The sequence below is a fragment of the Prosthecodimorpha staleyi genome, assembly GCF_018729455.1.
Taxonomy (GTDB): Bacteria; Pseudomonadota; Alphaproteobacteria; order Rhizobiales; family Ancalomicrobiaceae; genus Prosthecodimorpha; species Prosthecodimorpha staleyi.
Genome location: NZ_JAHHZF010000005.1, coordinates 377,342 through 390,806, shown reverse-complemented (window position 1 = coordinate 390,806; position 13,465 = coordinate 377,342). Strand labels below are relative to the sequence as shown.

At 66.8% G+C, this 13,465-nt stretch carries 14 protein-coding genes; 9 read left to right on the top strand and 5 right to left on the bottom strand.

Going from position 1 to position 13,465, the window contains the following annotated elements:
• The first annotated feature begins 31 nt into the window (after positions 1–31).
• From KL771_RS12390 to KL771_RS12350, 9 genes are all read left to right on the top strand, one after another.
• Positions 32–1,558, top strand: a complete 1,527-nt coding sequence (locus tag KL771_RS12390; RefSeq protein WP_261968861.1) for an ABC transporter ATP-binding protein — start codon at positions 32–34, stop codon at positions 1,556–1,558.
• 44 nt (positions 1,559–1,602) lie between these two features.
• Positions 1,603–2,265, top strand: coding sequence for a cysteine hydrolase family protein (locus KL771_RS12385; protein ID WP_261968860.1), 663 nt, complete (start codon positions 1,603–1,605; stop codon positions 2,263–2,265).
• A 66-nt stretch (positions 2,266–2,331) separates the two neighbouring features.
• Positions 2,332–2,520, top strand: coding sequence for a DUF4089 domain-containing protein (locus tag KL771_RS12380; RefSeq protein ID WP_261968859.1), 189 nt, complete (start codon positions 2,332–2,334; stop codon positions 2,518–2,520).
• Positions 2,517–3,929 (top strand): AtzE family amidohydrolase, encoded by a 1,413-nt coding sequence (locus KL771_RS12375; RefSeq protein ID WP_261968858.1) that lies wholly within the window; start codon positions 2,517–2,519, stop codon positions 3,927–3,929. Before KL771_RS12380 ends, KL771_RS12375 begins: the two co-directional genes overlap by 4 nt.
• Entirely contained in the window at positions 3,929–4,312 is a 384-nt protein-coding gene (gene hpxZ, locus KL771_RS12370; protein ID WP_261968857.1) for an oxalurate catabolism protein HpxZ, read from the top strand. Before KL771_RS12375 ends, hpxZ begins: the two co-directional genes overlap by 1 nt.
• A gap of 2 nt (positions 4,313–4,314) precedes the next feature.
• Complete coding sequence (locus tag KL771_RS12365) at positions 4,315–5,088, top strand: 5-formyltetrahydrofolate cyclo-ligase (protein WP_261968856.1); 774 nt, start codon at positions 4,315–4,317, stop codon at positions 5,086–5,088.
• A gap of 305 nt (positions 5,089–5,393) precedes the next feature.
• Positions 5,394–5,690 carry a YciI family protein gene (locus tag KL771_RS12360; RefSeq protein ID WP_261968855.1) on the top strand — a complete coding sequence of 99 codons (297 nt, stop codon included), beginning with the start codon at positions 5,394–5,396 and terminating at the stop codon, positions 5,688–5,690.
• A 215-nt stretch (positions 5,691–5,905) separates the two neighbouring features.
• Positions 5,906–6,220 carry a CU044_2847 family protein gene (locus KL771_RS12355; RefSeq protein WP_261968854.1) on the top strand — a complete coding sequence of 105 codons (315 nt, stop codon included), beginning with the start codon at positions 5,906–5,908 and terminating at the stop codon, positions 6,218–6,220.
• Positions 6,217–7,359, top strand: coding sequence for a trypsin-like peptidase domain-containing protein (locus KL771_RS12350; protein WP_390866629.1), 1,143 nt, complete (start codon positions 6,217–6,219; stop codon positions 7,357–7,359). Before KL771_RS12355 ends, KL771_RS12350 begins: the two co-directional genes overlap by 4 nt.
• Before the next feature lie 70 nt (positions 7,360–7,429).
• Here the strand turns inward: KL771_RS12350 and urtE are convergent, their stop codons facing one another.
• From urtE to urtA, 5 genes are all read right to left on the bottom strand, one after another.
• Positions 7,430–8,125 (bottom strand): urea ABC transporter ATP-binding subunit UrtE, encoded by a 696-nt coding sequence (urtE, locus tag KL771_RS12345; protein ID WP_261968852.1) that lies wholly within the window; start codon positions 8,123–8,125, stop codon positions 7,430–7,432.
• A gap of 6 nt (positions 8,126–8,131) precedes the next feature.
• Entirely contained in the window at positions 8,132–8,881 is a 750-nt protein-coding gene (gene urtD / locus KL771_RS12340) for an urea ABC transporter ATP-binding protein UrtD (protein ID WP_261968851.1), read from the bottom strand.
• 5 nt (positions 8,882–8,886) lie between these two features.
• Positions 8,887–10,017 (bottom strand): urea ABC transporter permease subunit UrtC, encoded by a 1,131-nt coding sequence (gene urtC / locus KL771_RS12335; RefSeq protein WP_261968850.1) that lies wholly within the window; start codon positions 10,015–10,017, stop codon positions 8,887–8,889.
• On the bottom strand, positions 10,014–11,651 hold the full coding sequence (gene urtB, locus KL771_RS12330; RefSeq protein WP_261968849.1) for an urea ABC transporter permease subunit UrtB: 1,638 nt from the start codon (positions 11,649–11,651) through the stop codon (positions 10,014–10,016). Before urtB ends, urtC begins: the two co-directional genes overlap by 4 nt.
• Before the next feature lie 302 nt (positions 11,652–11,953).
• Entirely contained in the window at positions 11,954–13,240 is a 1,287-nt protein-coding gene (gene urtA, locus KL771_RS12325; protein WP_261968848.1) for an urea ABC transporter substrate-binding protein, read from the bottom strand.
• Between the last annotated feature and the right edge of the window lie 225 nt (positions 13,241–13,465).

The following is a 13,465-nucleotide window of genomic DNA, read 5'->3' as shown; positions in this document are numbered from 1 at the left end:
GCGCCCACGTTCATACCCGGAGGCTTTGCCCATGACCGACAAGGACAGGCCCGCCGTCGGCGTCGAGACGGTCGGCATGACCAAGATCTTCGGATCGCTGACCGCGCTCGAGGATGCCTCGATCAAGGTGCGGCCGGGCACGCTGCATGCCCTGCTCGGCGAGAACGGCGCCGGAAAATCCACGCTCGTCAAATGCATGATGGGCTTCTACCAGCCGACCCGGGGCAAGCTTCTGGTCGACGGGCAGGAGGTCGTGGTGCGCAATCCGCGCGACGCGATGGCCTACAAGCTCGGCATGGTCTACCAGCACTTCACCCTGGTGCCGTCGCTGACCGCCGCCGAGAACCTGATCGTCTCGCGCCCCGACTGCCCGAAGGTGATCGACTGGAAGAGCGAGATCGGCGCGCTGGAGGCCTTCCTCGACCGGATGCCGTTCAAGGTGCCGCTGCGCACGCCGGTCGCCTCGCTCTCGGCCGGCGAGAAGCAAAAGCTCGAAATCCTCAAACAGCTCTATCTCGACCGCCGCTTCCTGATCCTCGACGAGCCGACCAGCGTGCTGACGCCGGGCGAGGCCGACGAGATGCTCGGCCTGCTGCGCGGCATGGTCGAGGCCGGCGAGATCACCATCCTGATGATCAGCCACAAGTTCCGCGAAGTGACCGCCTATGCGGACGAGGTCACGGTGCTGCGCCGCGGGCGCCAGGTCGGCTCGGGGCTGGTCAAGGACCTGACGCGCGACGACATGGCGCGCATGATGATCGGCGACACCAAGATCCGCGAGCGTGCCGCCCGCACCACGGTCGAGAAGTCGGCGACCGTGCTCGACCTGACCGCGCTCTATGCCTCCGACGACGACGGCCTGCCGGCGATCGAGGCGATCGACCTCAAGGTCAAGGCCGGCGAGATCGTCGGCATCGCCGGGGTCTCGGGCAACGGCCAGTCGGAGCTGGTCGAGGTCCTTTCGGGTCAGCGCGACCTCGATGACGGCCGCATCCTGATCCACGGCCACCCGTTCGAGCCGAGCCGCGGCGCGATGGCCAAGCTCAAGGTCTTCTCCCTGCAGGAGGAACCGCTGCGCAATTCGGCCGTGCCGCGCATGTCGGTCGCCGAGAACATGGCGCTACGCTCCTTCGACCAGCCGCCGATCTCGCGCAGCGGCTGGTGGCTGAAGCCCGGGCCGATGAAGGCGATCGCGCGCGAGTTGATCGCCCGCTACCGGGTCAAGACGCCGTCGCCGGAGACGCCGATCGAGAATCTGTCCGGCGGCAACGTGCAGCGCGCGGTGCTCGCGCGCGAACTCTCCGGCGATGTCGACGTGCTGATCGTCGCCAACCCGTGCTTCGGGCTCGACTTCGCCTCGGTCGCCGAGATCCGCTCTCAGATCATGGACCAGCGCAACCGCGGTGCCGCCGTGCTGCTGGTGTCCGAGGATCTCGACGAAATCCTGGAACTGGCCGATCGCGTCGCTGTCATGTCGGAAGGCCGCATCAGCTATGTGGCGCCGATCGGGGAGACCGACCGGCAGACCATCGGCCACGCCATGGCGGGCCATCACTGACCGCCGGCCCGCCCCGGCCCCACCCGCATCGGAACCGGACAGCCATGGTCACCGTCCCCGCCAAGCCCTTCGCCTACGAGCTCGATCCGGCCCGCGTCGCGCTGATGGTGATCGACATGCAGCGCGATTTCGTCGAGCCGGGCGGCTTCGGCGAGACGCTGGGCAACGATGTCGCGCTCCTGCAGGCGGTCGTGCCGACCGTGCGCGACCTGATCGGCCTGTTCCGCGCCAAGGGCTGGACCATCGTCCATACCCGCGAATCCCATTCCGCCGACCTTGCCGACTGCCCGCCGGCCAAGCGCGACCGCGGCGCGCCGAGTCTCCGAATCGGCGACGAGGGTCCGATGGGCCGCATCCTGGTGCGCGGCGAGCCGGGCAACGACATCGTGCCGGACCTGGCGCCGCAGCCGGGTGAGATCGTCATCGACAAGCCCGGCAAGGGTGCCTTCTACGCCACCGCGCTCGGCGACATCCTGCGCCTGAAGGGCATCACCCATCTGGTCTTCGCCGGCGTCACCACCGAAGTCTGCGTGCAGACCACCATGCGCGAAGCCAACGACCGCGGCTACGAGTGCCTGCTGGTCGAGGACGCCACCGAAAGCTACTTTCCCGAATTCAAGGCCGCGGCGATCCGCATGATGACCGCCCAGGGCGGCATCGTCGGCTGGTCGACCGACCTCGCCACGCTGAAGGCCGCCGTCGGCTGATCGCCCGCCCTCCCGCACCGCCCGCCCTCCCGCATCGCCCCTGGAGGGCGCCATGAGACAGAGCGCATGAACCCTCCCGCCTTCGATGCCGCGGCGCATGTCGCCCATATGGAAACGATGCTGGGCCTGACCATCGAGGAGGCCTGGCGCCCGTCGGTGGTCGCCAATATGGCGGCCATCGCCAAGGCGGCCGAACTGGCGCTGTCGGTCGACATCCCCGAAGACAGCGAACCGGCGCCGGTGTTCCGCCCATGAGCCTGCCTCTCGATCCCTCCCTCGGCACCGCGACCGAGATCGCCGCGGCCGTGCGCACCGGCCAGGTCAGCGCCGACGACATCGTGCGGCTCTGCCTCGACCGAATCGCGGCGCTCAACCCGCGCCTCAACGCCTTCACGGACGTGACCGCGGCGCGCGCGCTCGCCAAGGCGGGGAGAATCGATGCCGCCCGCGCCCGCGGCGAGACGCTGCCGCCGCTCGCCGGCGTGCCCTATGCGGTCAAGAACCTGTTCGACATCGAGGGCCTGCCGACGCGGGCCGGCTCGAAGATCAACCGCGAACGGGCGCCGGCGGAGGCCGATTCGGCGCTCGGCGCGCGGCTGGAGGAAGCCGGTGCGATCCTGCTCGGCGGCCTCAACATGGGCGAATATGCCTATGATTTCACGGGCCAGAACGTCCATGACGGCAATGCGTTGAACCCGCACGACCCCGCCCGCATGGCCGGCGGCTCCTCAGGCGGCTCGGGCACGGCGGTCGCCTCCGGCATGGTGCCGCTGGCGCTCGGCTCGGACACCAACGGCTCGATCCGCGTGCCGTCCTCGCTCTGCGGCCTGTTCGGCCTGAAGCCGACCTTCGGCCGGCTGACCCGGCACGGCACCTATCCGTTCGTGGCCGAATTCGACCATCTCGGCCCGATGGCGCGCGCGACCGCCGATCTGGCGCTTGCCTACGACCTGATGCAGGGACCCGAGCCGGCCGACGCGCACCTCGCCGACCGTCCGGTCGAGCCGACGGTGCCGGAACTCGGCAAGGGTCTCGACGGCCTGCGCATCGGCGTGCTCGGCGACCACTTCAAGCGCTTCGGCCATCCGGAGGCCTATCGCGGCGTCGAGACGGTGGCGGCGGCGCTCGGCGCGACCGAGGAGGCGATCCTGCCGCAGGCCACCGCCGCGCGCGCCGCCGGCTTCGTGATCACGGCGGCGACCGGATCCTCGCTGCATTTCGACCGCATCCGAAGCCGGCCGCAGGACTACGATCCGGCGACGCGCGACCGTTTCATCGCGGGCGCGATGATCCCGACCCCCTGGCTGATCGGCGCCCAGAAGCTGCGCAGCTGGTATCGCGAGCGCGCCCGCGAACTGTTCGAGCGCTTCGACATCCTGCTGGCGCCGGCGACGCCCTGCTTCGCGCCGCGCTCGGAGGAAACGACGCTCATGCTCGACGGCGTCGAGGTGCCGCTCCGGCCCAACATGGGTGTCTACACCCAGGCGATCTCGTTCATCGGCCTGCCGGTCGCGACCGTGCCGGTCTGGCTGGAGGGCGCGGTGCTGCCGATCGGCGTGCAGGTGATCGCCGCGCCCTGGCGGGAGGATCTGGTGCTGCGCGTCTCCGCGGCGCTGGAGGCGGCGGGCACGTGCAGGAGTTTCGTGGCGGAGGTGCCGGCGTGATGGAAGTCGACATTCCGGAGGTCAAGGCCGAGGTCGAGGCCGCCTTCGCGATCTACGAGACCGCGCTCGGCGAGAACGACGTGGAGATGCTTGGCCGGCTGTTCCGCGACGCGCCGGAGACGATCCGCTACGGCATCGGCGAAAATCTCTACGGCTTCGCCGAGATCGCGGCCTTCCGCTCGGCGCGGTCCCCGGCCGGGCTCGCCCGCACCATCGAGCGCACGGTGATCACCACCTACGGCCGCGACTTCGCGGTCGCCTCGACGCTGTTCCGGCGGGACAGCATGCCGGGCAAGATCGGCCGCCAGATGCAGACCTGGGCGCGCACCGAGGACGGCTGGAAGGTCGTCGCCGCCCATGTCAGCGTGATCGCGGAGGCCTGACCATGGCGGCGACCGGGGAGGGCGCCCGCTGGCAGGGCCGCAACGAGACCAAGGACGGGCTGCGCCATGCGGTCTGGAGCGATCTGGAGACGTCGGGCGCCGGCGTCGGTCCGGTGCGCAGCCGCATTCCGGACTATGTCGGTGCGGAGGCGGCGGCGGAACGGCTGGCCACGCTGAAGGCCTGGCGCGACGCGGCGATCGTCAAATGCAATCCGGACCCACCGCAGATTCCCGTCCGGCGCAAGGCGCTGGAGGCCGGCAAGCGGCTCTATGCGCCGGTGCCGGAACTGGTCAAGCCGTTCCCCTTCGTGCTGCTCGATCCGGATGTCCTCGCCCGGCGCGGCATCGCCTTCGCGGATGCGGCCCGCTCGGAGGTCTTCGTGGAGGTCGGCGAGCCGGTCCGCTTCCAGGAGATGCGGCCGATGGACCTGATCGTGGTCGGCTCGGTCGCGGTCACGCGCGCCGGCGGCCGCACCGGCAAGGGCGGCGGCTTCGCCGATCTCGAACTCGGCATCTTCCGCGAACTGGGCCTGGTGCGGCCCTCGACCCCGATCGTCACCACCGTGCACGGCCTGCAGGTGGTCGACCGCGACCGGCTGGTGATCGAGGCGCATGATTCGGCGCTCGACTGGATCGCCACCCCGGACGAGCTGATCGAGACCCGCACCACGCACCCGCAGCCGCATGGTGTCGACTGGGAGCGCGTCCGCCCGGACCAGTTCGCCGACATCCCGTTCCTGGCCGAATTGCGCGCCGAGATCGAGGCGCGCGGCTGAGGCGGGACCCGGCCGGCGGGTGCGCCTGTCGCACGGCGTTGTGCCGTTGCGGCGATCGGTTCCGGCCGACCGAACGCGGCGGAGTCCGGTGCCATCCGGGGTGGCGCGCGCAGGCGTCGGCCGGCATTCGTCAAAAATGGTGATGAATCCGATCGATAGCTTTCGTTGGACAGCCATACGTCATTTCCCGAAGATGCGCGCCCGGAAGCCGCCCGGCCGCCATGGCGACCAGGCGCGGTTTTCGTTTGCCCGTGCGGAACGGTTCGGCGCCTCAGGGGCGCGGCGCCGCGCGGGAGGGGGACGACATGGCACGCTGGATGGTATTCTTCGAGGATTCTGAAGAGATGGCGCAGGTGCGCGCCGAGAACGGCGAAGCCCATCTCGCCTATCTGGACAAGAACCGCGACCGCATCCTGATCGCCGGCGGCCTCCGCCCGCAACCCAACGGCCAATATGTCGGCGCCCTCTGGATCATCGAGGCTCCGTCCAAGGCCGAGGTCATCGACCTCATCGAGGCCGACCCCTACTATCGTTACCAATACCGCCGCTACCGCCTGTTCGCCTGGGGCAAGGCCTTCGCGGAACGGCCGGTGGTTCTCTGAGTTCGCAGAGCATCGCAAAATAGCGATCGATCATAGAGAAGTGCTTGGGGCAGGCGGGAGCCTGACCAATGTGACAGTCGGCGTGACTGCCGACTTGCTCGCATCGGTGGTTGATGGTAGTTTTATTTTTAAAGTTTTCTTAATCATTATTTATCTAGCGCGACCTGTTCTCACGTAATCGGAGCGCGGGTCCGCCATTTTGGGAGGATTATTCGATGAGTAATGTCATTCAATTTAGTGATGACGTGTTGATCGAGATATCGGGCACCGCCGGACGTGCGGAACCGATCAACTCGGCTCAAGTTTCGAACGTAAATCGCGAGTTCAGCAAAGTAGTTGGCGCAATCCAGAATTTCGTCGCGCCGGTCGCAAACAGTGTGGCGGCAGCGCTGGCTCAGACCACGGTCGAAAGTGCGGAGGTTGTTCTTGGCTTTTCGTTCACGGCCGAGGGCAATCTTGTGATCTGCAAAGCGAGTGCAGAAGGCTCCGTCAAAGTGACGCTGACCGTGAATCGCGGTGCGCAGCAATGATCTCCGAGGACGCATCTGCTCGGTCCTCCGCGGCATGCGTTTTGATTTCGTCCATTTCCCGCAATGTCGCATCCCATGGCGCTGGATTGGTAATCGCGGCCGGGAGTGGGTCGTGTACCGTTTTGACCTGCTCTCATGTGGTGCCTAAGGGGGGATACACGCGGATCGCCGGCGTGCCCTTGTTGGGCGATGGCGATGAGCCGGGCAGCGATATACGCGATGACGCGTCTCGGCGGATCCGCCGTTGTCATGTCGGCAATATCGACCTCGCGATCGTCGATGTCGATCTTCCGGGAGCCGTACCTGCCGAGATCGGGTCCCTCCGATTGCCGTTAGCGGAGCCGTCGAGCGTCTATCAATATTATGCCTTCGATGCCCTGCCAGATATGCACTTCGTCAAATCGCCGGTGCGCGTCCAAGTGACCCGTGAGGTCGAGATCCTGACCGATCGAATCCGTAGTGGTGTCGTCGGTTACGAGTTTCAGGCGATCGGCGGGGAGGTTCTTCCCGGTCATAGCGGCGGGGTGATCTTGAACGAGAGTGGCAATCCTGCCGCCATCGTCGCTTTCCGATGGCGGGAGAACGGGAAGGGGCTCGCGATCAGTCTGCCGGCCTTGCGCTTCGTTTGGGCGGAATTTGCGACCGTTACGCAATCACGCAACGACGATATCCGGTCGCTGGCCAAGGGGCAGGCGGCAGCTGTTCAGGTTAAGGCTTCCGTCGCAAAGCCTTCGAAGCCGCAAGCGCCAAAGAAGAGCAAAAGACCTTTGGATCCTGATGACCTGAACAAGGGTCGTTTCGGCGGCTCAAGCACGGCTGCCGGGTTCGAGCTGACCGGAGTCTTGCGCCGGGTTGCACCAAGCGGTCAGTATTTTGTCCATGACCTTATTGTTCGATCGACGGACGGTCGTGATCTCAATATGCCCATTTTGTTTGTTCTCCACGAGACCTTCAATCCGTCCGAGTTCCTGGTCCGGACGGCCGAGCCGACTGGTGATCGCGCAGTGCTTGCCGAGATAATCTCCTACGGCGTGTATACGGCAGGTGCGGTTCTGCGCGAGATTGACGGCGATGATGTGCTTCTCGAATACGATGTATCCCGGCTTCCTGGTCTGCCGCCTGACTTTCTCAGCCGCTAACTCCGTCGCGTGATAGCGAAGCGCACCTAAGGCGCATCGCTGCGGTGCTACTGTCCATTGCTCTCCCGCCTCACACCGCGATCTTGGCGCGGACCTGTTCGGGGTCGACCTCGTCCTTGGTGCCGGCAATGACCACCTCGCCGCGGTCGAGCACGGCGTAGCTGTCGGCCAGTTCCTTGGCGAAGTCGAAATACTGCTCGACCAGCAGGATCGCCATGGTGCCCTTGGAGCGCAGGTATTCGAGCGCCCGGCCGATATCCTTGATGATCGACGGCTGGATGCCTTCGGTCGGCTCGTCGAGGACGAGCAGGCGCGGCCGGGTGACCAGGGCGCGGCCGATGGCGAGCTGCTGCTGCTGGCCGCCGGAGAGGTCGCCGCCGCGCCGCCAGAGCATGTCCTTCAGGACGGGGAAGAGATCGTAGATCTCGTCGGGCACGTAGCGTTCCGAGCGCGGCAGGCAGGCATAGCCGGTTTCGAGATTCTCGCGCACGGTCAGAAGCGGGAAGATCTCGCGCCCCTGCGGCACGAAGGCGATGCCGCGGCGCGCGCGCTCGTAGGGCGGCATGCGGCCGAGATCCTGCCCCTCCCAGACGATCGAGCCCTTGGTGATCGGCTGGTGGCCGGTGATGGCCCTGAGGAGCGAGGTCTTGCCGACGCCGTTGCGGCCGAGCACGCAGGAGATCTCGCCGGCCTTCGCCGAGACCGAGACCGAGCGCAACGCCTGGGCGGCGCCGTAGAAGAGGTCGATGTTGGAGACGGTCAGCATCGGTTCTCAGCGCCCCAGATAGACTTCGATGACGCGCGGGTCGTTGGCGACATGGTCGATCGACCCTTCGGACAACACCGCGCCTTCGTGCAGCACGGTCACCTTGACGCCGAGCTCGCGCACGAAATGCATGTCGTGCTCGACCACCACGACCGATTTGGTCTCGTTGATCTTGCGCAAGAGGTGGGCGGTCTCCATCGTCTCGGCATCGGTCATGCCGGCGACCGGTTCGTCGACCAGCAGCAGCTTCGGCTCCTGGGCGAGCAGCATGCCGATCTCCAGCCACTGCTTCTGGCCGTGGCTGAGATTCCTGGCCAGTTCGTTCTGGCGGTCCTGCAGCTTGATGGTCTCCAGGAGCTCGTCGAGCCGCGTCGCCTCCTTGCCCGTCAGGCGGTGGAACAGGGTCGCGAAGGTGCCGCGGTCGCCCTGCAGGGCGAGCACGAGATTGTCGCGCACCGTCTGGCTCTCGAACACGGTCGGCTTCTGGAACTTGCGGCCGATGCCGAGCGAGGCGATCGCGGCCTCGTCCATCTGGGTCAGGTCGGTCGAGCCGGCGAACAGCACCTCGCCCTCGTCGGGGCGGGTCTTGCCGGTGATCACGTCCATCATGGTGGTCTTGCCGGCGCCGTTCGGGCCGATGATCGCGCGCATCTCGCCCGGCGCGATCACCATGGAGAGGCCGCGCAGGGCCTTGTAGCCGTCGAAGGAGACCGCGACGCCGTCGAGATAGAGGAGCGAGTTCTTGGCGAGGTCCATGGCGATCACTCGGCCGGCTTGGGATTGAGGGTCCCGGCGGGCGCCGGGCGGCGCGCCATCAGGCTCGACAGGGTGCCGATGATGCCCTTGGGCAGGAACAGCGTGACGAGGACGAAGAGCGCGCCGAGCGCGAACAGCCAGTAGGCCGGAAAGGCGCCGGTGAACCAGGTCTTGCCCCAGTTGACCGCGACCGCGCCGACGACGGCGCCGACCAGCGTGCCGCGCCCGCCGACCGCCACCCAGATGACCGCCTCGATCGAGTTGGCCGGCGAGAATTCGGACGGGTTGATGATGCCGACCTGCGGCACGTAGAGCGCGCCGGCGATCCCGGCCATGCAGGCCGAGACGGTGAAGACGAAGACCTTGAAGTTCTCGACCCGGTAGCCGATGAAGCGCGTCCGGCTTTCCGCGTCGCGGATCGCCAGCAGCACCTTGCCGAGCTTCGAATTCACGATCGCCGAGGCCAGGATCAGCGACAGGATCACGGCCAGCACGGTCAGGAAGAACAGGCCGGCGCGGGTCGTGTCGGCCTGGATGTTGTAGCCGAGGATATCCTTGAAGTCGGTCAGGCCGTTATTGCCGCCGAAGCCCATGTCGTTGCGGAAGAAGGCCAGCAGCAGCGCATAGGTCATCGCCTGGGTGATGATCGACAGATAGACGCCGGTGACACGCGAGCGGAAGGCGAACCAGCCAAACACGAAGGCGAGCAGGCCCGGCACGAACATCACCATGAAGGCCGCATAGCCGAACCAGTCGAAGCCGTACCAGGTGACCGGCAGCTCCTTCCAGTTCAGGAAGACCATGAAGTCCGGCAGGATCGGGTGGGCATAGACGCCGCGGGTGCCGATCTGGCGCATCAGATACATGCCCATCGCGTAGCCGCCGAGCGCGAAGAAGGCGCCGTGGCCGAGCGAGAGGATGCCGCAATAGCCCCAAACCAGATCGAGGGCGACGGCGAGCATCGCATAGGCGGCATACTTGCCCCAGAGCTGCACCAGATAGGTCGGCACATGCAGCGGATGGTTCTGCGGCAGGTAGAGGTTGAAGCAGGGCACCGCCACGGCGATGACCGCGAGGATCAGGACCGCGAAGGTGACGCGGCGGTCGAAGCCTTTGAGGAGGAACGAGGTGATCATGCTTCCACCGACCGACCCTTGAGGGCGAACAGGCCCCGCGGACGCTTCTGGATGAACAGGATGATGAAGACGAGGACCAGAATCTTGCCGAGCACCGCGCCGGCATAGGGTTCGAGGAACTTGTTGATCACGCCGAGCGTCATGGCGCCGACCAGCGTGCCCCAGAGATTGCCGACCCCGCCGAAGACCACGACCATGAAGCTGTCGATGATGTAGCTCTGGCCGAGATTGGGCGAGACGTTGTCGATCTGGCTGAGCGCGACGCCGGCGATGCCGGCGATGCCGCAGCCGAGCCCGAAGGTCAGGGCGTCGACGAAGGGCGTGCGGATGCCCATGGCGCTGGCCATGGAGCGGTTCTGCGTGACCGCGCGCATCTGCAGGCCGAGCGGCGTGCGCTTCAGGACCAGGATCAGGGCGGCGAACACGGCGAGCGCGAAGACGATGATCCAGAGCCGACCCCAGGTGATCGACATGTGGCCGATGTCGAAGGAGCCGGACATGAAGGACGGCGCGCCGACCTCGCGGTTGTTGGCGCCGAACTGGGTGCGGACCGCCTGCATCAGGATCAGCGAGATGCCCCAGGTGGCGAGCAGGGTTTCGAGCGGGCGGCCGTAGAGCCAGCGGATCACAGTGCGCTCGAGGATTACGCCGACGAGGCCCGAGGTCAGGAAGGCGAGCGGGATGGCGATGGTCAGCGACCAGTCGAACAGGCCCGGCGCATGGGCGCGGATCACCTCCTGGACGACGAAGGTCGTGTAGGCGCCGATCATGACCATCTCGCCATGGGCCATGTTGATGATGCCCATGACCCCGAAGGTGATGGCGAGGCCGATCGCGGCGAGCAGAAGGACCGAGCCGAGCGACAGCCCGTACCAGACGTTCTGGGCGCCGGACCACAGCGCGAGCTGGGTCTCGACCACCTTGGCGCCGGCTTCGGCCGCATCCTTGACGCGCTTCGGCGTATCGGCCGGCAGGCCGCGCAGCAGGCCGAGGGCATCCTGGCCGCCGCGCTTGCGGATCAGGTCGATGGCGGCGACGCGCTCGTTGTCGGAGGCGTCGGTCTTGTTCAGCACGATGGCGGCGCGTGCGGCCGCGAAGGCCGCCTTGACGGCCGGGTCGGTCTCCCGCGCCAGCGCCTGGTCGAGCGCCGGCAGGGCGGCGGCGTCGCGCGACTTCAGCACCGAGGCGGCCGCCTCCAGGCGCCGGGCCGGGTCGGGGTTGAGCAGCGTCAGCGAGCCCATCGCGGCGGAGACGATGCCGCGCACCCGGTTGTTGGCGCGCACGTCGGCGAGGTCTGCCGGGGCGGTCGCCGGCGCGGTGCCGGAACCGGCCTCCTGCAGGTCGTTGCCGACCCGCACATAGACCTTCTTCTCGGCCGCCGAAAAGGCCAGCTGGCCGCCCTGCAGGGCCTGGATGATCACCGCGGCGCGCGGATGGCCGGAGACTGCGATGGCCTGGACCGCGTCGATCGTGTCCGAGTAGCTGTCCGTGGTCAGCTTCTCGAGGGCGGCGTCGATCGAAGCCTGCGCCATGGCGGCCGACGGCAGCCAGGCGAGCACGGCAAGGACCAGTCCGAAAGTGAGGAGGAGCGGGGCGAAGGCCCTGGCGGCAAGGCGGCGGGCGGAATGAAGCATCGGGTGACGTCTCGATCCAGTCTGGAGCGGTCCGGGGCGATCGGCCCCTAGGGCCGGTGGACGAAGGATGCGTCGCAGGGGCCGCATCGCGGCGCGGCCGGGGCGGGATCGGCGGTAAGGATCAGCCGATCGGAACCGATTTATCGAAGCGCCGCAGGCCTGATCCGGCCGTGCAGGGGAGATCGGATTGGGCGGTCCGTTCGGCCCGGAGACCGGGCGAAGGGATGGCGCCGGAGACGGAGCGGGGAGGCCTTTCGAGCCTCCCCGCGGTTGGTCAGGTCACGCGGGGTGCGCGGCAGCGATCAGGCGCCGCACTTCTTGGTGACGGTGTTGTAGTTGCCGCACTTGAGGGTGACCCAGTCGGCCTCGAGGTCCTTGGAGCCGGGCAGGAAGTCGGTCCAGGCGTCGCCGGGGACGAGGCCCTTGGTCTGCCACACCACGTCGAACTGGCCGTCGGCCTTGATCTCGCCGATCAGGACCGGCTTGGTGATGTGATGGTTCGGGAGCATCTTGGAGATGCCGCCGGTCAGGTTCGGGGCTTCGATGCCCGGCAGGGCGTCGATCACCTTGTCCGGATCGGCCGTGCCGGCCTTCTCGACCGCCTTGACCCACATGGCGAAGCCGATCACATGGGCTTCCATCGGGTCGTTGGTCACGCGCTTCGGGTTCTTGGTGAATTCCTTCCACTTGGCGATGAACGCCTCGTTGGCCGGGTTCTTGACCGACTGGAAGTAGTTCCAGGCGGCGAGATGGCCGAGCAGCGGCTTGGTGTCGATACCCGCCAGTTCTTCCTCGCCGACCGAGAAGGCCACGACCGGGATGTCGGTTGCCTTGATGCCCTGGTTGCCGAGTTCCTTGTAGAACGGCACGTTGGCGTCGCCGTTGATGGTCGACACGACGGCGGTCTTCTTGCCGGCCGAGCCGAACTTCTTGATGTCGGAGACGATCGTCTGCCAGTCGGAATGACCGAACGGCGTGTAGTTGATCATGATGTCCGCTTCGGCCACGCCCTTCGACTTGAGATAGGCCTCAAGGATCTTGTTGGTCGTGCGCGGATAGACGTAGTCGGTGCCGGCCAGCACCCAGCGCTTCACTTCGCCGCCGTCCTTCGACATCAGATAGTCGACGGCGGGGATCGCCTGCTGGTTCGGAGCGGCGCCGGTGTAGAACACGTTGCGCTCGGATTCCTCACCCTCATACTGGACGGGGTAGAAGAGGATCGAGTTCAGTTCCTTGAACACCGGCAGCACGGACTTGCGGCTGACCGAGGTCCAGCAGCCGAACACGGCCGAGACCTTGTCCTTGGTGATCAGTTCGCGGGCCTTCTCGGCGAAGAGCGGCCAGTTGGACGCCGGGTCGACGACGACGGCCTCGAGCTTCTTGCCGAGAACGCCGCCCTTCTTGTTCTGCTCGTCGATGAGGAAGAGCATCGTATCCTTCAGCGTCGTCTCGGAAATCGCCATGGTGCCCGAGAGCGAGTGGAGGATGCCGACCTTGATGGTTTCCTGGGCGGAGAGCGCCGCAGAGGTCGCGCCGAAGGCGATGGAGCCGACGACCGCGAGGCGCGTCGCGTAGGACATGAACTGCATGGGTTAAGTTCCCCCAAAACTCCGCTTATTGGCTATCCACGACGATCCCGGGGACCGCGTGGGCGAAGAGTGCCGGCCGGTTCAGGACCGCCGGGCGCCACTCATTCGCAAGAGGGATGCCAAATGCCGTGTGGGCCGATTCCGGCAGTGTTTCCCGCCGAACCGGCCGCTCCTTCCGGCATTCGGTACCGTTCGGGTTGCCTGGCGTGCTTAATGAATAGGCAA

What these genes read in the sequence shown, in the direction of transcription:
- urtE (WP_261968852.1), bottom strand. Translation starts at nt 8,125, where the DNA reads ATGCTGACCGTCTCCAACATCGACCTCTTCTACGGCGCCGCCCAGGCG.
- KL771_RS12350 (WP_390866629.1), top strand. Translation starts at nt 6,217, where the DNA reads ATGATCTCCGAGGACGCATCTGCTCGGTCCTCCGCGGCATGCGTTTTG.
- urtB (WP_261968849.1), bottom strand. Translation starts at nt 11,651, where the DNA reads ATGCTTCATTCCGCCCGCCGCCTTGCCGCCAGGGCCTTCGCCCCGCTC.
- KL771_RS12385 (WP_261968860.1), top strand. Translation starts at nt 1,603, where the DNA reads ATGGTCACCGTCCCCGCCAAGCCCTTCGCCTACGAGCTCGATCCGGCC.
- KL771_RS12390 (WP_261968861.1), top strand. Translation starts at nt 32, where the DNA reads ATGACCGACAAGGACAGGCCCGCCGTCGGCGTCGAGACGGTCGGCATG.
- KL771_RS12365 (WP_261968856.1), top strand. Translation starts at nt 4,315, where the DNA reads ATGGCGGCGACCGGGGAGGGCGCCCGCTGGCAGGGCCGCAACGAGACC.
- hpxZ (WP_261968857.1), top strand. Translation starts at nt 3,929, where the DNA reads ATGGAAGTCGACATTCCGGAGGTCAAGGCCGAGGTCGAGGCCGCCTTC.
- KL771_RS12380 (WP_261968859.1), top strand. Translation starts at nt 2,332, where the DNA reads ATGAACCCTCCCGCCTTCGATGCCGCGGCGCATGTCGCCCATATGGAA.
- urtA (WP_261968848.1), bottom strand. Translation starts at nt 13,240, where the DNA reads ATGCAGTTCATGTCCTACGCGACGCGCCTCGCGGTCGTCGGCTCCATC.
- urtC (WP_261968850.1), bottom strand. Translation starts at nt 10,017, where the DNA reads ATGATCACCTCGTTCCTCCTCAAAGGCTTCGACCGCCGCGTCACCTTC.
- KL771_RS12360 (WP_261968855.1), top strand. Translation starts at nt 5,394, where the DNA reads ATGGCACGCTGGATGGTATTCTTCGAGGATTCTGAAGAGATGGCGCAG.
- KL771_RS12375 (WP_261968858.1), top strand. Translation starts at nt 2,517, where the DNA reads ATGAGCCTGCCTCTCGATCCCTCCCTCGGCACCGCGACCGAGATCGCC.
- KL771_RS12355 (WP_261968854.1), top strand. Translation starts at nt 5,906, where the DNA reads ATGAGTAATGTCATTCAATTTAGTGATGACGTGTTGATCGAGATATCG.
- urtD (WP_261968851.1), bottom strand. Translation starts at nt 8,881, where the DNA reads ATGGACCTCGCCAAGAACTCGCTCCTCTATCTCGACGGCGTCGCGGTC.